We start from the raw sequence: 19,432 nt of genomic DNA, 5'->3' as shown, positions 1-19,432 counted from the left end.
TTATACCGTTACTAAAACCCAACTGATTAAATCGAAATTATTAAGCTGATATTTACCATCAACTGTAACATTTTGCTTAATCCTACTTATAGAAGCCTTATTACCTTTTTTTAAGCCTTGCAAAATTCCCAGCGTTTCATTACCCATTGTTTCTTTGATAGAACCATCTGCCATTTCCTCAGTTTGCACTGCTTGACTGCTTAACCAAGTTTTAAGCGCGTTCACCAACTCTGCAATTACCACCGCCTCACCACGATCAATTGCATCAGGTACAGAACGCTCTTTCTCCTTATACAAGGTTAGCAAATCTAAAACTTCCTTTTGATTTTTTAAAATTAACTTGCCTGATTTATCAATGTAAATTAAATCAAACACCTGATACTGATGATCTAATTTCTTAGCTGGTTTCGCAGGATACCCCAACAAAGCAATGATGCCATCACTCAAATCATCACTAACACCAGATTTCTGCTCTGCTGCAAATCCCGTATATACACCCTTTGGCATTTGGCGATATTTATCCTTGTCACGATTAAATTCTGCCAATAAATCCTGACGATATCGCTCCAAAGACAAACTATCAAAGCCTAACCCTTGATCGCTTACTTCAATATCATCCCAAGTGACTTGCATTTGCTGCATCATCAAATCATTCATCTTTTGATCAAATTCTTCATCATGAACCATCTTCGCAAAGCTATCAGAAAATTGATGATCTACCTCGGCTCCTGCCAACTTCATCGCTGCCATCCGCTGCTCAATCCGTCCTTGCAAATTGAGATAGGAATTAATATTGTCTGAAGGCCAGAAGTTAATTCCAAAAATTTGTTGATTAGGACTACCCAAGCGATCGATCCTTCCCATGCGTTGGATAATTCGCACAGGATTCCAATGAATATCGTAATTAATCACCATATCAGCATCTTGCAAATTTTGTCCCTCACTGAGAGCATCCGTAGCAATCAAGATATCAATAGAATTATTCAGCTTTTGATACGTCTCAGGGTGATTATCTTTAACCCATTCTTGCCATTCTGCAAAAGCTTCTAACCCTTGTTTCTCACAGCTAAAAGACCATTCTTTTTCACAAAATAGCTTGGTATATGGTGCAAATCTCTCTAAAATTGCCTCCATTTTCTGTTTATGTTGGCTATCATCTGAGTATGAATCTGTTCCCGATGCGATTGCCATCTTGTCAAAACCTCTAGCTCGAAGCTGATTAAACAAATACAGCGCTGTATCACGATAGACTGTAAAAATTACCACTTTTTGATTATGGTTATTTGCTCCTGATTTGCGCTTTTTGATAATCTCTTCAATTAGTTTCTCCAACTTATCATCACAGGATTTAAACTGATTGGGGTTCTTGATCTCTTTATCAATTTTGATAGCAAACTTTTGTAAATTGACAGAAAGCTTATCGAGAGCATCTAAATCTTTTTTTAGATCCTCCTTAAACTTATGCAAATTACCAGCTTGATCAATTTCCGCGATACTAATCGGGCGTTTTTTACCTAATGTATATTCTTCCACTACTTGAGTAAAATCATCATTTTCATCATTTTCTAAAGTATAAACATCATCTTCTAATAATACCGTTTTTACTTTATTTGCTTGATATGCTTTAATCTTATCTAAAGCATTTTGATGATGGTTTTTGATTTTCTCAACCGTTGAGTAAAAAGAAAACCAAGAAGACTCCAATCGCTTCACCATCAAGATATAAATCATCTTAACTAGAAAGCGATCGCGTGACTTTTCATCCCGTAATATATCTTTCTTAGCATCTTTTTTATTATCTGATTCATCATCCCAATAAAAAGCTGGCTGATATCCTGATAGCATCGGTGGCAAATGATCAAACAATTCCTCAAAGGTTTCAAAATTACCAAGCTGATGTGGTGTCACAAATAAATTTTTAGGTTTTGTTTTGGTAGGAAATACTAAATTTGTTTGCTGACTTTCTACCATTTTTCGAGTTCTGGCAACTAATAGAGAATCTGTTAACCTAAAAAAATCATTGTCTGAGAGCTTTTTAATAAAATTACCGATTTGAGGTTTGGCATCTCTGCGCCACTCGTTAAATATAGTCTGTGCCTGTTTAAAGGAATAATCAATATTTCTTACACCTAATTTTGCATCATAGCCATGCACATCACCTTGAACCATTAATTTAAATTGATTTCTGACATCGTTCAGGGAGTTATTAATGGGAGTTGCTGATATGAGCAGAACTTTGATATCTTGATTCTTTTTTAAAATATTATCAACTAAAAATTTATAACGATTAGATTTATCATTTCTCAAGTTATGACTTTCATCAATTACAATTAACTTGGGTTTGTCATCACAAAAAAACTTATCAGCCCGATCATTATAGGAATTTAGGCGATCGCTATTCATATCGGTATGAAAACGAATGAAAAATTTAAGCTTATCGGTTTCAAATTTTGATGCTTGATCTTCCTTATAGCGTCTCCAGTTACTCTCTAATTTTTTGGGGCAAAGTAATATAACTTCTCGTCCTTGCATCTGAAAAAATTTCATCACAGCCAAGGCACTCCAAGTTTTTCCTAAACCTACCGCATCTGCTAAAATAGCTCCATCATATTTCTGGAGCATCCGAATCAGACTCAGAACACCTTTTTTTTGAAAGTCATAAAGTGCAGTAAAAATAGCCGTATTCTCCAATCTGCCCACTTGGCGATTAAAGTCTGGATCATTCGCAATTTCCAAAACTTGATTACCAAATAACTCAAATAATATCTTGTAGTAAATATCTCTGGGAGTATATTTAATAAATATTTTTTCAATTTCCTGAATTAGATATTGCTTAAAATCTACCTTTTTAGTTGTTCCATCTTTCAACAAGAGAGTTTTTTCTTGATGAGCTTGAGGTTTATGCCAAAGTGAATCAAACCATTTTACCAACTCTTTATATTGATGATTATTTCCCGTTTCAGCAATATTCAATTCTAAATTATTTGTATGCTTTCGGCCAATTCCAGCTTCAGTTAAATTGGAACTACCAGAAATAAAATACTTGTTGCGATCGTCATCCTTAAATGGCTCAAATAAGTAACACTTAGCATGACAAAAATTCGGCTCTAAAGTTTTTGCTTTAACCTTGTCCTGTTTCAAAAACATCACAGCTTCCTGTGCCAAAATACTCAGATTCAGAGCCGCTTCAATGGTAATATTTTCATTTAGTAAATCTAACGGTCTATTCTCGACTTGATCTAAATTAACAATATCCCCAAGCACTAATCGAAATTTAGCAATTTTATGATTAATTTCCTGAGAAAGATAAGCTAAAGCCCCAACAGTAAAATAACCTGTAACAATATCTACAGTACCTTCTTCTGTATATTTTGTAATCCACTCATGAACTTTCCTATATTTTTCATTGTCTAATATCATTTAGCGTTGCTTTGTAAAGGGGGTAAGTCTCATAAGTGCGTTATTAGAAGTAAGTAATAAAGCAAAATTAATTATACTCCTATAGCAGCAATTCTCATTTTAAGGTTTCATGACATTTAAACCCTTACATTCATAGGGTTTTACAATTCTTAACAAATCAGGGGATAGCGAAGCACTGCTGCAAGCAGTTCGCTGAAATGGCGCAAACTCGTTTCAAAATGAGAATTGCTGTCAAGTTGGTTTTTCTGAGAATGCGATCGCTTGACAATCAAGACAGTAGCTACACATTGACACTCTTAAGGCTAAAGTTGCTGAGATTCTGCGGACAGAGTAAACTTAGGTAACGCCCAAAGTCACTAACGAGAATTTGCATCTGATAATAGCTATATTTACCCACCCACACCATGAACCAACCCATATTCCATCTTGCTTTTCCCGTCGCTGATATCCCCCAAACCAAAGCCTTTTATGTTGACGGTTTAGGCTGTATACCCGGACGTGAAAGCCCCCATGCTTTAATTCTCAATCTTTATGGACATCAATTAGTAGCCCACGTTACCGAGGATACTTTAACACCTCAGAAAGCAATTTATCCCCGACATTTTGGTTTAATTTTTACCCAAGAAGAAAATTGGCAAGAATTATTAGAAAGGGCAAAAAGCAAACATTTAAAATTTCGGGAAGAACCCAAATACCGCTTTGCTAACTCTCTTCTAGAACATTACACTTTTTTTCTAGAAGATCCTTTTTATAATTTAATGGAATTTAAGTATTATCGCTATCCAGAGGCGATATTTGGCAATGCTGAATATACTGCAATTGGTGATAGGATTTAGAGGATGTTTTAAAAATCTCTTATGGTGTATCAAATATTTTCAGATGCACCTAAAAAAATGTTTGATAGCAGAATCTTCAATAATACATAAAAAATTTAAAGTAGGCTGGGCATTGCCCACCATAATACTTTTTTATAGGCTAAAATCATTTTATTTTCGCATTAATTATGAGCAACGAAACTTTACAAGCGAGTCGGGAATGGTGGTCACAAAGATGGTTAGATTTACTAGATTCTTACCGATTTAAAAAGCGCTTAGAACGGGCCAGAAATTATTCTCGACAAGGAAATGTTCTGAGTATTAAATTTAAAGCTGCCAAAGTATTAGCTAGAGTCCAAGGGAGTGAAGTAGAACCTTATAAAGTTTCTTTATCTCTTGATGCTTTTACTGAAGAAGAATGGGGTTATGTTGTGGAAACAATGTCCCAAAAGGCGCTGTTTGCTGCTAAGTTATTAGCGGGAGAAATGCCACAAAATATTGAAGAAGTTTTTATTAGTAACGGTTTATCATTGTTTCCATTTACTCTGGGTGATGTTCATGGTAAATGTTCTTGTCCTGATAAAGTGGTTCCTTGTAAACATATAGGTGCAGTATATTATCAATTAGGCGATCGCTTTAGTGAAGATCCTTTTGTATTATTTCAATTACGTGGACGGACAAAAGAGCGGATTATCAGCGATTTACGTCAATTACGCAGTAGTAAAAACGTCGAGACAATTCAGGAAATAGCAGAAATTCAACCAGAAATTTCTCAAAATCAATATCCCGTTAAAATAGATGATTTTTGGCAATATGCAGAACCTTTAGAATCGTCTTTAGTCGTAATTTCCCCGGCTGTAAGTGAAACAGTTTTAGATACATTAGGAACAATTCCTTTAGCAAAAGATGAGGAAAATACAACTAATTCACCTGCTGGTGATTTGGTAATGAAATATTTGCAAACAATTTATAAAGATGTCAGTCAAAAAGCATTTTTAGCAGCAATGAATGTAGGGGGATAAATATTTTTCCTATTTTTATCTCTTTTGATGTACCCATTCCCGCACTGCTTTTCTAATTGCCCGTCTACCATTTAACCGATTTTGTTCAATTAATTTAGGTAAATCCCGAATTTCTAAACTAGGAAATACTAAACTTCTCTCAGATTCTATATATTCCCCATGTTGCAAAAGATAAATCTTCAATTCACCCGAATCATAACACCAAATTTCAGGAACTCCCAACCGAGCATAAATCGGAAACCGATTTAAAGACTTATTAGTAATATCAATTTCTAGTGCTAAATCAGGAGGTGGATCTCTTTGTAAATCTAAATCTAATCTACCCCTAACTAATGCTTCATTTTGAAAATAAAAGCAATTATCTGCCTCTATTCCTACCATTTTGCCTTCTTTTTTCCAGGTAGTTGAACCTAAACTTTCATAGTCTAAATCCAACTCTTCAGCGATATCTTTAACTGCATCACTAATTACTTCTTTATAAGATTCGTGTTCTGGTAAAGGTGTCATAATTTCCAAAGTTCCATCATCATAAGCCACTCTAGCAGCACGGTTTTCTCCTAAATCTTTTAAGAGATTTTCAAACTGTTGCCAACTGATGTTATAAAGCATCACTCTATTAGCCCGATGTTTGGTTATTATCATTTGTATATCTGAGAATAAAATACAAGTTAATTTAATTATAGCAACTGGTCAGTGGGAATATTAAAAGTCTGATTTACGCAAATATGATACTAAACATTTATTGTAGGGTGCGTCAAATTTGATAACTAAGTAATAATGAACACATTTTCAACATCTAACGCACCCCCAAATTGTTATCTAAAATTGGTAAGAAATACCAAGAGAAAGAACAGGATAAATATTGAACCCATTGAGATCATCCTCTAGTTGTTTTCTTTCTTTTTCGATGTCAGCCTGAACTTGTGCCAGGACGGTTGGGTCTGCTCCCGGTGCTGTTAAATCTACTTTTGGAGAACCCGCAAACATTACACCCAAATTAGCTGAAAATCCCCAATGTTTTCCAGGTTTAACTGCATTACCCCAACCAAGTCCAATATATGGTGCGACACTATTGGCGAAGGAAACCTTGGCTTTTACTGATGGAAGTTGATTTTTTGTGTATGTGTTGTCACCTATCTGAATCGTTCCATTATCAGTAGCTTTCCCAGTTCCTTCTATATTGTTATCTTGAAATACCAAGCCTCCAGTCAAACGAAAACCAGCATTGTTCCAAGGATGGTAATCAACTAAAGTAGAAACATTGAATAGATTGAGGTTAGCATTATACTTGACACCAGATTCGTCAAAGTCTCCACTTACGCCTAAACCATTAATCCCAACTTTAGCATTGATATTAGGTGTGATAGATTTGGTAACTGTTGCACCAATACCTAATGTACTAATTTCAGGTGTAATTGCCCAACCACTAGTTTTTCTAGGAGTTTGGCTAGTTTCTTCTGTAGGTTGAGATTTTTCTGGCTGTGGTTTTGATTCTTCCGTCTGTGGTTTTGCTGGAATAGAACGCTCAGTACAGCGAGAATTTAAAGGATAACTTTTGCAAAATATATTTAAATCTAGTGGTACATTTGCAAATAAATCACCTGCGCTATAAGTGAAAGTTCCTGCTTGAGGATGAGGTTCACTTTTTTCATCAGTGATTGATGTCGCAACAACTTCATCCATAACAGCGGGCTGAGTGATTGGTTCTGCAACAACTTCCTCAGCCATAACTACTTGATTGATTGATGTTCCCATTAACAAACTAGCAGTAACTGTTAATACAGATGTGCCGAACTTTAACTTATTCATGAGTTCACTCTCTACAGAATTTATTCGTATAATCGCATAATATCAGTAATGTATAAATAATTATATCTATATAAGATAATTTTATACATGAAAATACTAAACACATTATAAATTTATATCCGACATTCCGCACTTCATAATGTAGTATGAGCCTTTTCAAGAATTATGCTTAATAAGGGTTAAAAGATTACGTATTAAAACTTAAAATATTTGATAAAATATGTATTGTTAAAAACAATAAAAAATAAAATTAAGGAAATATTCGCATATTACAAAATGAAGTGCGGAATATGGGTTATGTAGCGTTTTTTAGTTGAGTGAGATACAAGAACCCCAACCTCAACCCCCTCCCCGCAAGCTACGGTGTACACACATCTCTAGACAGGATGCTAAACGTGATCCGATCGCCCTAAATCCCCCTTAAAAAGGGGGACTTTGAAGAATTTAGCCCCCCTTTTTAAGGGGGGTTGGGGGGATCTAAACGTTGTGGGGCAACTCTAGAAGACTTGTGTGTACACCGTAGCTCCCCGCAAGCAAGGAGGGGGCTATGATGTATCTCATTCAAGTGCATACCGCTATATAGGTGAGTAAAATCCTCAAACAAACCATCAAAAAAAGCCCTTGCTGTCATGCAAGAGCTATAAAAAACATTATATTGTCAGTAATGAAATCGAACTAAGAAAATCCTAGTCAAGGTCAGGCATAAACATGACTGGTTCTGTATCACGGTTAATACCTTTCTCAAAACCACCAGCAGCAGCACGGGCGCGGCCTGCGTGCCACAAGTGACCAATGAGGAAGAAGAATCCTAAAACGAAGTGTGAACACGCCAACCAAGCGCGAGGAGACACATAGTTAAAGGAGTTAATTTCTGTAGCTACACCACCCACAGAGTTCAAAGAACCCAGAGGAGCGTGTGTCATGTATTCAGCGGCACGACGTGCTTGCCAAGGTTGAATATCGTTCTTGATTTTTTCTAAATCAAGACCGTTAGGACCACGAAGAGGCTCTAACCAAGGACCACGGAAATCCCAGAAGCGCATGGTTTCACCACCGAAGATGATTTCACCAGTAGGAGAGCGCATCAAGTATTTACCTAGACCGGTAGGACCTTGAGCAGAACCGACGTTAGCACCTAAGCGTTGGTCACGAATCAAGAAGGTTAAAGCTTGTGCTTGAGAAGCTTCAGGACCAGTAGGACCAAAGAATTCGCTGGGGTATGCAGTGTTGTTATACCAAACCATGATAGAAGCGATAAAGCCCATCAAGGAAAGAGCGCCTAAGCTATAGGAAAGATAAGCTTCACCTGACCAGATCAAAGCCCGACGCGCCCAAGCAAAAGGCTTAGTGAAGATGTGCCAGATACCACCGGCAATGCAAATCAAAGCAACCCAGATGTGACCGCCGATAAGATCTTCCATGTTATCAACGCTCACAATCCAGCCTTCGCCACCGAAAGGAGCTTTGATTAGATAACCGAAGATAATGGCTGGATTAAGTGTGGGATTAGTAATCACACGCACATCACCACCACCTGGAGCCCAGGTATCATAAACTCCACCGAAGAACATAGCCTTCAGCACCAACAACAACGCACCACATCCTAAGATAATCAGGTGGAAGCCGATGATGTTGGTCATTTTGTTCTTGTCTTTCCAGTCATAACCAAAGAAAGAAGAATATTCTTCTAAGGTTTCAGGACCACGAACGGCATGATAAATACCGCCAAAACCTAGAACTGCGGAGGAAATTAAGTGAAGTACACCGACAACAAAATATGGGAATGTATCAAAAACTTCACCACCCGCACCAACGCCCCAACCCAATGTGGCAATGTGAGGAAGCAGAATCAAGCCTTGTTCATACATGGGCTTTTCTGGGACGAAGTGAGAGACTTCAAATAAAGTCATTGCTCCAGCCCAGAAGACGATTAAACCAGCATGGGCTACGTGAGCGCCAAGCAGTTTACCAGATAAATTGATTAGACGGGCGTTGCCGGACCACCAAGCGAAACCGCTGGATTCTTGGTCGCGTCCACCACTAATAACTCTATTAGAGAGCGTTACCACGTGGGAGTACCTCCTCTGGGAATACGAACTGTTCGTGGGGTTGATCTTGAGGAGCCATCCAAGCGCGGATACCCTCGTTTAGCAAAATATTTTTGGTATAGAAAGTTTCAAACTCTGGGTCTTCTGCTGCCCGTAATTCTTGGGAAACGAAGTCATAAGCCCGCAGGTTTAATGCTAAACCAACGATACCAATGGAACTCATCCACAGTCCTGTAACTGGGACAAACAACATGAAGAAGTGTAACCAACGTTTGTTGGAGAAAGCAACACCGAAAATCTGTGACCAGAAACGGTTTGCTGTCACCATGGAGTAGGTTTCTTCAGCTTGGGTAGGATTGAAGGCGCGGAAAGTGTTTGAACCTTCACCATCATCAAATAGGGTGTTTTCTACTGTCGCACCATGAATGGCACAAAGTAAAGCCCCACCTAAGATACCTGCTACACCCATCATGTGGAAGGGGTTAAGTGTCCAGTTATGGAAACCTTGGAGGAATAGGAGGAAACGGAAAATTGCGGCTACTCCAAAGCTGGGGGCAAAAAACCAGCTGGATTGTCCTAAAGGATACATCAGAAAAACGCTGACGAATACGGCAATAGGACCGGAGAAAGCAAGAGCGTTATAAGGACGAAGACCTACAAGACGGGCTACTTCAAATTGGCGTAACATAAAGCCAATCAGACCGAAAGCACCATGTAAGGCTACGAAAGGCCACAAACCACCCAGTTGAATCCAACGGGTGAAGTCACCTTGAGCTTCAGGACCCCACAGGAACAACAGGGAATGTCCCATGCTATTAGCTGGTGTGGATACTGCTACTGTGAGAAAGTTAGCTCCTTCTAAATAGGAGGATGCTAGTCCGTGGGTATACCAAGATGTGACGAAGGTTGTACCGGTTAGCCAACCGCCTAACGCAAGGAAGGCACAGGGGAATAATAATATTCCTGACCAGCCTACGAATACGAAGCGATCGCGCTTTAACCAGTCGTCTAATACGTCAAACCACCCTCTACTAGGGGCGCGTCCAACTGCGATGGTCATTTAACTAAAATCCTCGTTTTTTTACTAAAAGTACAACGTTTTTTTTAAGCAGTGTTTCAGTGTTTTACCGATTTATATCATAAGACCTCGCGGTATGCGGGAAACTCAGTCCCTTTAGGGCTGAGAGGGAAGCGACACGGGCGGTTTTAACCGCTTTGAATCTTAAATTTTAGTCAGGTTTTTTGATTGGAAACCTGAAAAACCAACTCCCATTTCTGGGGTGATGTTAGCTTCGACCTGTTATAAGAGCTTGTTATACTTGCAACACTGTTTCAGTGACCTTAAAACTGTTTAATTGCAAATGACAGAGCAGGGAACTAGCTTCGCATTCCGGGGTGTCGTGACTCAAATAACGGCTACCTATTTCTAGGTGGTCTGGTCAGTACAGCTTGTTTGATTTCTCTTGCAAGCTCAGTCCCTTTAGGGCTGGGTTACTGACCTGCTGTGAGGAATTCAACGTTTTTTTGACAATCTTGGCAGCTTTGCAGATACTAAGATTGTGAGAACTGACTACTTGACAAAGTGATCATTTCTCATAAATTATCCCATGACATGAGTAGCTACCATTAACTAGTAATCTAGATTGTGGTACCGTAATGATTCTTAACTTATCACATTCGTCAGAGTTTGCGCTGGATATGAGACAGAAAGTTAAATATTTAGGATCTTCAATACTACTAATATCAGAATTTTAACAATTTGACACAGGTTTTCTCAGAAATATTGGTGTAGGCGCGGAAAATGTGCGCTTAATTACAGAATAACATTCGTTCTCATCCCATTGATAACTTGCAATCTAGGCTGCTTCAGTGGCAGACTTGAGAATATTGTCCAAGGTAGTTTAATGACGGTATCAACATCAATCAACAAAAGCGAGAACCTCCTTTATAAAAAAGTCCTTGGTTCCCGTCGGTTTAGTAACTACTGGTGGGCAAGCATTGTGACTATGGGAGCCACTGGTTTTTTCTTAGCTGGTATCTCTAGTTATCTCAAAGTTAATTTACTCATAGTTACTGATGCAACGCAACTAATATTTGTCCCTCAAGGATTGGTGATGGGATTATATGGTACTGCTGGCTTGCTATTAGCCACATATTTATGGCTAGTAGTTTTATGGGATTTAGGCGGCGGCTATAATGAGTTCAATCAGGAAACAGGGACATTAAAAATTTTTCGTTGGGGTTTTCCAGGGAAAAACCGTCAAATCCAAATTGACGGACGGATCAAAGATGTCCAATCTGTCAGAATTGTGATTAAAGAAGGTCTGAATCCTCAACGGGCTTTGTATCTTCGGGTTAAGGGTAGAAGGGATATTCCTCTCACAAGAGTAGGTCAACCATTATCTTTGGCTGATTTGGAAACCCAAGGCGCCCAGTTAGCTCGTTTTTTAGGAGTATCCTTAGAAGGACTCTAGGCATTTTTGTGAATAATAAGATCCCCGACTTTTCAAAGAAGTCGGGGATCTAAAAATTAAAATACTTTGGTTAATGCAGTTACTAACAATGCGGTTAAAATTTCCACAATTTTTTGTAGTTCTGTTGATGATTGGTACTTTGACCTTGGGAGGATGTACAAGCAATACAACATCCTCTAGTACATCCCCAGCAGCAACAGCTACCTCAGCAACAACTAACAGTGCTACTACTAGCGCAAAAACAGTATCAGAAACTACTAGTGAGAGTGTTCCTGGTCTGAAAGGTTTACCACGTCTTGAAGGTAAAGCTACGGTGGTGATGACCGTTAAAGGCGCACCAATTGAGATGGAAATAGATGGCACAAATGCACCAATTACTGCTGGTAATTTTGTGGATTTGGTACAAAAAGGCGTTTATGACGGTTTAGTATTCCATCGCGTTGTCCGTGATCCTCAACCTTTTGTAGTTCAAGGTGGAGATCCACAAGGCAAAGATCCAAAATTCCCCGAAAATAGACTGGGAACAGGTGGTTATATTGATTCTAAAACTGGAAGTGAGCGCCGTATACCTTTAGAAATTAAGCCCAAAGGCGCAACACAGCCTATTTACAGTAAGACAATTACTGAGAAGCCTGAGTTACAGCATAAGCAAGGGGCGATCGCTATGGCCAGATCACAATCCCCTGATTCTGCTTCTTCTCAATTTTACTTTGCTTTAGCAGATTTATCCTTCTTGGATGGTAACTATGCTGTGTTTGGTCATGTTACCAAAGGTTTTGATGTAGTTAACAAAATCCAGCAAGGCGATCGCATTGAGTCTGCTAAAGTTACGAAAGGTGCAGAAAATTTCCAACCTGGTCAGTAGTCATTAGTCAGTAGTCAGTTGCAAATAGTAGTTTTATAAGGATTCTGGCTACTGACTTTTGTGAATTTTTCCTTGAAATCTAAAATCTAAAATCTAAAATCTAAAATCTAAAATTGGTTAGGGTTGTTGTTACGGGTATTGGTCTAGTTTCCGCTTTAGGTAAAAGCTTAGAGACTAGTTGGCAAAATTTACTATTAGGAAAAACTGGGATTAAATTACATCAACTATTTCCTGAATTGGGAATGATTCCCCTGGGATTAATTGCTGAAAAACCCTCTTTATTAAATACACTAACGGAAATAGTTGTTACCTCAGCTTTAGAGGATGCCCAATTAGTAGCACCATTGGCTGATTGTGCTGTAGTTATTGGTTCTAGTCGGAGTTATCAAGCATCTTGGGAGATGATGGCCCGACAGATGTATGGGCAAGAAAACGGAGTAAATTTAGATCACTGGTTAAATACTTTACCTAATATGAATGCGATCGCTGTGGCACAACAAATTGGGGCAACAGGGGCAGTTTTAGCACCAATGGCGGCTTGTGCAACGGGAATTTGGGCGATCGCTCAAGCTGCTATGTTAATTAAATCTGGACAATATCAACGAGTAATTGCAGGGGCAATAGAAGCACCTATTACCCCACTGACAATTGCCGGATTTCAGCAAATGGGGGCTTTAGCGAAAACAGGGGCTTATCCCTTTGATTTGCAGCGGGAAGGGTTGGTATTAGGTGAAGGTGGTGCTGTCTTGATGCTTGAGTCTGCGGAGTTAGCAACTCAAAGACAAGCCAAGATTTATGGAGAAATTTTAGGTTTTGGACTAACAGCGGACGCATATCATGGAAATTCACCAGAACCAACGGGTAAAAGTGCAATTATGGCAATTAAACAATGTTTAGAACGTAGTCAGATCACACCCACGGACATAGACTACATTCATACTCATGGTACAGCGACTCAGTTAAATGACCGCATTGAAAGCAAAATTATCCAAAGCTTATTTCCGACAAAATTAGCGATTAGTTCCACTAAAGGTAGCACAGGTCATACATTAGGAGCATCTGGAGCTTTAGGTGTAGCCTTTTCATTAATGGCATTACAGCAGGGAATTTTACCTCCTTGTGTGGGACTACAGCAACCAGAGTTCAATTTAAACTTGATCACATCAGCACAAGCAAGTAAAATTCAGCAAGGGTTATGTTTTAGTTTTGGTTTTGGTGGACAAAATGCTGTTATAGCTTTAGGAACAAGTGATACCATTTCTGGATAAAAATGCGCTTTATTTTTATTTGTAGAGACGTGACCTGGGTAGGGATTCTCGGCTCTACATTTATTTGGCGCAACCTCACATAGAACTGGTATGACAAGGAAATGATCAACAAGAACTATTTTTTAGAGGGTGTTTGAAAAGTATTAAATAAAACCAATAATCTCCAAAAACCTAACCCCCCTGCCCCCCTCTGACAGGTGTAGGTTTTTTACAATTGGGTGAGGACAGGACTTGGAAGACAAGGCAGACAAGGTGACAAGGGAGGAAAACCGGACAAGAAATGGATGATTGGTCATAAAACAAACCATAAATTGGGTATTTTATGGATAAAATCTTCCTTGTCTACTATCCCTCCTTGTCTTCCTGGTCTTGCCTTTACAGAGAATATTAAAAACCTACACCTGTCAGCCTGCCCCCCTTCCCTACGTTAGCGCAGCGTGCCGAAGGCTGGGAAGGGGGGTTTCAAAGCCTCTCCCCGCTTCGGGGAGAGGTTTACAAGAGGGGTTAATTTACACCTTGAAAACTTTTAAAACATCCTCTTAGAGGATGTTTTAAAAGTATTAGATGAAACCGATAATCTCCAAAAACCTAACCCCCCTGCCCCCCTTCCCTACGAGGGAAGGGGGTTTTCAAAGCCTCTCCCCGCTTCGGGGAGAGGTTTACAAGAGGGGTTTGTTTATACATTAAAAACTTTTCAAACACCCTCTTAATGCTAACCAACTACTAGCAATAGGCATTCTCCAACCAGTTCCAAATGCACGGTCAGTTATTTTTAATCCTGGTGCGGCTTGTCGGCGTTTGAATTCCGCACGCGATAATAATTGTAATACTCTATCAACAATGGCTGGGTCATGACCTGCAATAATAATTTCTGCGGTTGATTGATGTTGATGAATTAAACGGTCGAGAATATCGTCTAAAATTTCATAAGCTGGTAAGGAATCTTGGTCAACTTGACCAGGTTTAAGTTCCGCGCTAGGTGCTTTGGTAAGAATATTTTGGGGAATAATTTCTTGTTGATGATAAGAATTTAACCATTGACAAAGTGAATAAACACGGGTTTTAGGAACATCAGCAATGACTGATAAACCACCATTCATATCCCCATAAAGAGTGCAATAACCAACAGCAACTTCTGATTTATTGCCAGTAGATAAAAGCAGATAACCAAATTTATTAGAAATTGCCATTAATAAATTACCACGAATCCGAGATTGCAGATTTTCCTCGGCAATACCAAATTCTGTTCCTGTAAATAACTCACCCAGAGAATTATCAAAACCTTGCATTAATTCCCCAATGGGTAACATCTGAGTTTGAATATCTAAATTGTCCGCTAATGCTAAAGCGTCACTAATAGAATGTTCAGAACTATAGGGAGAAGGCATTAAAACACCAATCACATTTTCTTTACCTAATGCAGCAGCAGCAATAGCCGCAACTAAAGCCGAATCAACTCCACCACTTAACCCCAACAAGACTTTAGAAAAGCGACATTTACCGACATAATCTTTAACTCCCAAAACCAAAGCATTCCAAATTTCCTCTTCTTCAGATTTATCAACTGGGGAAATATCACCTAATTCTAAATCTTGTTTATTGCTATTAAATTCAACAGTCAGAAAATCAGAAATAAAACCCTTAGCACGACAGACAATTTCACCTTGTTTATTTAAAGCAAAACTCCGACCATCAAAAATTAAATCATCATTTCCGCCAACTTGATTTGTATAAATAATCGGTTGTTGAAAATTAACTGCACTATATTTTAACATCGCTTCTCGCAGATATTGTTTACTAACTGTATAGGGTGAAGCCGATAAATTCACAATTAAATCTACACCTAAATTTGCTAAATCAGCAATAGGATTAACCGCATAACTCCGTTTACCCCAAAATTCCTCATCATTCCATGAATCTTCACAAATTGTCACACCAATCTTCAAATCATCTAATATAAAATAATTAGGTTTTAGTCCAGGTTCAAAATAGCGTTTTTCATCAAAGACATCGTAGGTAGGTAATAGCCTTTTGTGAAAAATTTGCTGAATTTTTCCATTTTCTAATAAAGCAATACTGTTAAATAAATTTTTACCTCCAGTAATATGCGCTTGGGAATTTATCACAACAGTTCCCACCAATACAGCTAAATTTGCTGGTAAATCTTCAGCTAACTTTTGCAAAGTTTTATCCATTGCTTCTACAAAAGTAGGATTTAATAATAAATCTCTAGGTGGATAACCACAAATAGATAATTCAGGTGTTAATAATAAACGCACACCTTTTAATACTGCTTGTTGTGACATTTCCAGAATCTTTTGAGCATTTCCTGGTAAATCACCAATAATAGGATTAATTTGAGCGATAGCGATTTTCATAGTTAGGGAAGAGGGAATAGGCAAGAGGCAAGAGGCAAGAGGCAAGAGGGAATAGGGAATAGGGAATAGATCAGATCGTTTATAGCTCTAATTTTTTTATAAGAGCAATAATCATTCGAGTTTCTTCGTGAAGCAATTTAATAATCAAATCAATTTCATTCAAAGTACATAACCCGATTCTTTCTGATAAAATAAGATGAGTTTCTAACTCATTTATTGAACCTTGACTTATATTTAAAAATCTTGCGTAATCTCTAGATGATCTTCTTCCATAACCCTCTGCAATATTAGCAGGAATAGAAACAGATGATCTTCTAATTTGTTGAACCATGCCATAAATTTCTTCTTTAGGAAAGTGTTTAGTTAGTAAATAGCATTTTTCAGCTATATCCATACCTTTTTGCCAAATAAATAAATCTTTAAAATCATTTATTTCTGCCATTTTAAACTTCCTCTTTTAAAGTAATATGATATCTTAAATTACTCTTGCCCTTTGCCTCTTGCCTTTTGCCTCTTGCCTTCATTAAATAAACACCAACGGCTTATCTTTAAATGGTGCAAATGCTTCCTTATCAAACCTATACAAACTCGCAGGACGACCTGCACCTTTTGATACTTTAATTCCCGTATCAGATAAAAAACCTAATTTGAGTAACCGCGCTCGAAAATTGGAATAATCTGCAAAATTTTCACCTAAAACTGTAGTGTATAGTTGATACAAATCGTTTAAAGTAAAAGTTTCTGGCAAGACTTCAAAAGCTACGGGACTATATTCTAATTTGTTTTTTAATCTTCCATGTCCATAGGTAATAATCTCATTGTGGTCAAATGCTAATTGTGGTAATTGTTTGACAGGATACCAAGCAATACCCGCAACTTTATCAGCAATTAATTCTGCTTCTTCAAATCTGACTAAGGCAAAATAACTAACTGATAAATAACGGACTCCATAACTATCAATTTCTTCTCTGGGGTCACGGTTAGGACCACCAAAAGTATAAAGTTGTTCTAAATAAAGATTATTTACCTTTATTTTCTCAGCCATAATCCGATAAGCTGCATTTTCTAAGGATTCTCCTTGACGAACTAAAGTACCAGGAAGACTCCAAGAATTTGCAAATGGTTCTTGTTGTCGCATGACTAAGAGAACTAACAGCCTATTTTGGGCAGTATCTACAGAAAAAATCACATTATCAACACCAACTTTAAAGTCAGCTAAAGGTTGTTGATTTATAGGGTTCAAAATCTTTTTGGGGTTACGTATTGGCATTCGTACAAATGCTGTTGATGAATATAGGCAATGACAGGAGGTGTGAGATTATTAATATCTCCTTGTTCACGAAAAGCGGTAGAGGAAACATTTAATCCAATTAAATTAGCAATGGCAATTTTTCCTCCTATTTGTTTAACTTTGTCTAAACTGGAATCATCTATAATATATCCTGGTCTGGGAATTACCAATAATTGCACTTGTTGTAATAAATCTTGAACATGATACCAGCGAGGTAATTGATTGACTAAATCAGCACCAATTACTAAAGTATATTCAATATTTTCACCCCAGCGCAATTTTGCTTTGGCTACGGTTTCTATAGTTTTCCAACTACTTAAATCTTGTTCTAAAGCAATATTTTGTCTAGAAACATTGATATCTTTAATTAACAACTCTAACATGGCTGCCCGATGATCTAAAGGCGTTTGTTGGGATTTGAGAGGATTATCCGCAGCCCAAACAGCTACCCAATCATAATGTTCAGATAACCATTTAAGAATTATCAAATGTCCAGCAGTTGGAGGATCTGCACTTGTCCCAAATAAGGCTATTTTCATGATTTTTGATGCTGCTTGCTGAGAATTTCTAGATTAATTTAAACGAACCACAGAGGCACAGAGTTCACAGAGGTAAGAAAATTATATTATTTATCTCTTCGTTTGGTTTTTTCTGTCAATTTCTGTAATGGTTCTGAGATTTCGATTTTAACAGAAGTAGGATTTTCTAATCTGCGTGTTTGTTCTGGTAAACTAGCAACTGAAGCCGCAGTTCTTTGACGAATTATTGTTAAAGTTTTTGGTGCTTGTAATTGTTTACCCTCTTTCATTACTAACTGTAATAAAGGTTTTTCATGTTCTGATTTTTCGGCGATTAAGCCTAATCTATCTTTATATATTTTACCATCTATAAAGGAACGAAAAATTTGTTTTTTACCCGGATAAGTGAATTTACCAATTGATTCTTTCATTACAGGAATACCATCAATATCTACAAGTTTATAAACGCCATTTACTGGTGAACCTGTAACTAATTTTGTGCCTAATCCATAACCATCAATTTCTGCACCTTCTTTTTTCAGTCGGCTAATTTCCCATTCATCTAAATCTCCACTAGCGAAAATTGAGATATTAGGTAATAGCGATCGCACTTGTTTTGATAAACTAACTAAATCCCCAGAATCTAACCGCACTCCCGATAATTCTAAGTTGCCAGAATTAACCTTTTCTGCTAATTTCTCCGCCGCAGCCACCGGATCATAAGTATCAATTAATAATGGTGCATCGGGAAAATATTGATGAAATGTCGTCAAAGCCTGTTCTTCACTCCCTTCTAAAGCTGATAAAGCCATGACTAAAGCGTGTGCCATTGTACCACTCGGTTTTTGTCCTAGCTGTAGCGCAGCTAACACATTGGAAGTGGCATCTAAACCACCTGCCAAAGCCGCCCGCGCCGCCCATAAAGAGGCTTGGGGACTAAAAGCCCTTCTCGTACCAAATTCTAAAAGTGTGGCTTTTTCTCCCGCTATATCCCGTAATCTTGCGGCTTTAGTGGCAATTAAAGTTTGATAATTGAGAGTATTTAAAAGATATGTTTCTACTATTTGCGCTTGCCATAAAGGTGCTTCTACCCTTAGCATAGGTTCATTAGCAAATACCGCTGTTCCTTCGGCAACTGCCCACACATCTCCTGTAAAACAACCTTTTCGCAAAAGTTGCCAAAAACGCTCATTGGCATGGGTAAAAATGCCTGTTGACTGCAAAGCGGCAATTTGCGAATCATTAAACCGAAATTTAGTCAAATATTCCAAAGCTTGCGCTAAACCCATTGCTATTAAATAGCCAAAACCATCAGGTAAGCGCCTCACAAACAATTCAAAGCTGGCTTGTTTTTGTTCTATCCCTTCACCAACATAACAAGCTGCCATTGTTAGCTGATAAAGATCTGTTAGCAAGCTATAATCCTCAGAACTAAGATTTAGTTCAGGATTTTCATAGCTTTTCCTCTTATTGTCTATATCTGGGAAAGTTGTCATTGGAAATTCCCCTACCAAGAATGTCTCT

General features: G+C 38.0%; 15 protein-coding genes. 5 read left to right on the top strand and 10 right to left on the bottom strand.

Annotated elements, in window-relative coordinates; genetic code table 11:
* Positions 1-3,420, bottom strand: coding sequence for a DEAD/DEAH box helicase family protein (locus EZY12_11780; protein QSX70179.1), 3,420 nt, complete (start codon positions 3,418-3,420; stop codon positions 1-3).
* 404 nt (positions 3,421-3,824) lie between these two features.
* Between EZY12_11780 and EZY12_11775 the strand changes: the two genes are divergently transcribed.
* Both EZY12_11775 and EZY12_11770 read left to right on the top strand, forming a co-directional pair.
* Positions 3,825-4,256: a VOC family protein gene (locus EZY12_11775; GenBank protein QSX70178.1), complete on the top strand. Its 432-nt coding sequence runs from the start codon at positions 3,825-3,827 to the stop codon at positions 4,254-4,256.
* A 167-nt stretch (positions 4,257-4,423) separates the two neighbouring features.
* Entirely contained in the window at positions 4,424-5,257 is an 834-nt protein-coding gene (locus EZY12_11770) for an SWIM zinc finger family protein (GenBank protein QSX70177.1), read from the top strand.
* Positions 5,258-5,272: 15 nt separating this feature from the next.
* Here EZY12_11770 and EZY12_11765 read toward each other — a convergent pair whose 3' ends face one another.
* The 4 genes from EZY12_11765 to psbD all read right to left on the bottom strand — a co-directional run bounded on the left by EZY12_11765 (position 5,273) and on the right by psbD (position 10,174).
* Complete coding sequence (locus EZY12_11765) at positions 5,273-5,899, bottom strand: Uma2 family endonuclease (GenBank protein ID QSX70176.1); 627 nt, start codon at positions 5,897-5,899, stop codon at positions 5,273-5,275.
* A gap of 177 nt (positions 5,900-6,076) precedes the next feature.
* Positions 6,077-7,066 carry a hypothetical protein gene (locus EZY12_11760; GenBank protein ID QSX70175.1) on the bottom strand — a complete coding sequence of 330 codons (990 nt, stop codon included), beginning with the start codon at positions 7,064-7,066 and terminating at the stop codon, positions 6,077-6,079.
* A gap of 686 nt (positions 7,067-7,752) precedes the next feature.
* The gene (psbC, locus tag EZY12_11755; protein QSX70174.1) at positions 7,753-9,135 is read right to left on the bottom strand and encodes a photosystem II reaction center protein CP43; all 1,383 of its coding nucleotides are present in this window, start codon (positions 9,133-9,135) and stop codon (positions 7,753-7,755) included.
* Positions 9,119-10,174 carry a photosystem II D2 protein (photosystem q(a) protein) gene (psbD, locus tag EZY12_11750; GenBank protein ID QSX70173.1) on the bottom strand — a complete coding sequence of 352 codons (1,056 nt, stop codon included), beginning with the start codon at positions 10,172-10,174 and terminating at the stop codon, positions 9,119-9,121. The genes psbC and psbD overlap by 17 nt, the downstream gene beginning before the upstream one ends.
* A gap of 844 nt (positions 10,175-11,018) precedes the next feature.
* On the opposite strand from psbD, the gene EZY12_11745 reads away from it, so the two are divergent.
* From EZY12_11745 to EZY12_11735, 3 genes are all read left to right on the top strand, one after another.
* The gene (locus EZY12_11745) at positions 11,019-11,588 is read left to right on the top strand and encodes a photosystem I assembly protein Ycf4 (GenBank protein ID QSX70172.1); all 570 of its coding nucleotides are present in this window, start codon (positions 11,019-11,021) and stop codon (positions 11,586-11,588) included.
* Positions 11,589-11,676: 88 nt separating this feature from the next.
* Positions 11,677-12,453, top strand: coding sequence for a peptidylprolyl isomerase (locus tag EZY12_11740; protein ID QSX70638.1), 777 nt, complete (start codon positions 11,677-11,679; stop codon positions 12,451-12,453).
* A gap of 113 nt (positions 12,454-12,566) precedes the next feature.
* The gene (locus tag EZY12_11735; GenBank protein QSX70171.1) at positions 12,567-13,721 is read left to right on the top strand and encodes a beta-ketoacyl-ACP synthase; all 1,155 of its coding nucleotides are present in this window, start codon (positions 12,567-12,569) and stop codon (positions 13,719-13,721) included.
* A gap of 683 nt (positions 13,722-14,404) precedes the next feature.
* Here EZY12_11735 and EZY12_11730 read toward each other — a convergent pair.
* From EZY12_11730 to EZY12_11710, 5 genes are all read right to left on the bottom strand, one after another.
* The gene (locus EZY12_11730) at positions 14,405-16,099 is read right to left on the bottom strand and encodes an NAD+ synthase (protein QSX70170.1); all 1,695 of its coding nucleotides are present in this window, start codon (positions 16,097-16,099) and stop codon (positions 14,405-14,407) included.
* A 79-nt stretch (positions 16,100-16,178) separates the two neighbouring features.
* Positions 16,179-16,541, bottom strand: coding sequence for a four helix bundle protein (locus EZY12_11725; protein ID QSX70169.1), 363 nt, complete (start codon positions 16,539-16,541; stop codon positions 16,179-16,181).
* An 81-nt stretch (positions 16,542-16,622) separates the two neighbouring features.
* Complete coding sequence (locus EZY12_11720; protein QSX70168.1) at positions 16,623-17,369, bottom strand: NUDIX hydrolase; 747 nt, start codon at positions 17,367-17,369, stop codon at positions 16,623-16,625.
* The gene (locus tag EZY12_11715; GenBank protein QSX70167.1) at positions 17,339-17,929 is read right to left on the bottom strand and encodes a nicotinate-nucleotide adenylyltransferase; all 591 of its coding nucleotides are present in this window, start codon (positions 17,927-17,929) and stop codon (positions 17,339-17,341) included. Before EZY12_11715 ends, EZY12_11720 begins: the two co-directional genes overlap by 31 nt.
* Before the next feature lie 86 nt (positions 17,930-18,015).
* Complete coding sequence (locus EZY12_11710; protein QSX70166.1) at positions 18,016-19,404, bottom strand: nicotinate phosphoribosyltransferase; 1,389 nt, start codon at positions 19,402-19,404, stop codon at positions 18,016-18,018.
* Between the last annotated feature and the right edge of the window lie 28 nt (positions 19,405-19,432).

Origin of the sequence: Dolichospermum sp. DET69 (assembly GCA_017355425.1) — a bacterium.
Taxonomy (GTDB): Bacteria; Cyanobacteriota; Cyanobacteriia; order Cyanobacteriales; family Nostocaceae; genus Dolichospermum.
Note: the sequence above shows the minus strand (reverse complement) of the source record. Positions and strands in the feature narration are given on the sequence as shown.

Excerpts from the sequence above, each read along its gene's own strand:
- EZY12_11745 (QSX70172.1), top strand. The coding sequence starts at position 11,019 with ATGACGGTATCAACATCAATCAACAAAAGCGAGAACCTCCTTTATAAA.
- EZY12_11770 (QSX70177.1), top strand. The coding sequence starts at position 4,424 with ATGAGCAACGAAACTTTACAAGCGAGTCGGGAATGGTGGTCACAAAGA.
- EZY12_11715 (QSX70167.1), bottom strand. The coding sequence starts at position 17,929 with ATGAAAATAGCCTTATTTGGGACAAGTGCAGATCCTCCAACTGCTGGA.
- EZY12_11760 (QSX70175.1), bottom strand. The coding sequence starts at position 7,066 with ATGAATAAGTTAAAGTTCGGCACATCTGTATTAACAGTTACTGCTAGT.
- EZY12_11765 (QSX70176.1), bottom strand. The coding sequence starts at position 5,899 with ATGATAATAACCAAACATCGGGCTAATAGAGTGATGCTTTATAACATC.
- EZY12_11720 (QSX70168.1), bottom strand. The coding sequence starts at position 17,369 with ATGCCAATACGTAACCCCAAAAAGATTTTGAACCCTATAAATCAACAA.
- EZY12_11740 (QSX70638.1), top strand. The coding sequence starts at position 11,677 with ATGCGGTTAAAATTTCCACAATTTTTTGTAGTTCTGTTGATGATTGGT.
- EZY12_11725 (QSX70169.1), bottom strand. The coding sequence starts at position 16,541 with ATGGCAGAAATAAATGATTTTAAAGATTTATTTATTTGGCAAAAAGGT.
- EZY12_11775 (QSX70178.1), top strand. The coding sequence starts at position 3,825 with ATGAACCAACCCATATTCCATCTTGCTTTTCCCGTCGCTGATATCCCC.
- EZY12_11780 (QSX70179.1), bottom strand. The coding sequence starts at position 3,420 with ATGATATTAGACAATGAAAAATATAGGAAAGTTCATGAGTGGATTACA.
- EZY12_11730 (QSX70170.1), bottom strand. The coding sequence starts at position 16,099 with ATGAAAATCGCTATCGCTCAAATTAATCCTATTATTGGTGATTTACCA.
- EZY12_11710 (QSX70166.1), bottom strand. The coding sequence starts at position 19,404 with ATGACAACTTTCCCAGATATAGACAATAAGAGGAAAAGCTATGAAAAT.
- psbD (QSX70173.1), bottom strand. The coding sequence starts at position 10,174 with ATGACCATCGCAGTTGGACGCGCCCCTAGTAGAGGGTGGTTTGACGTA.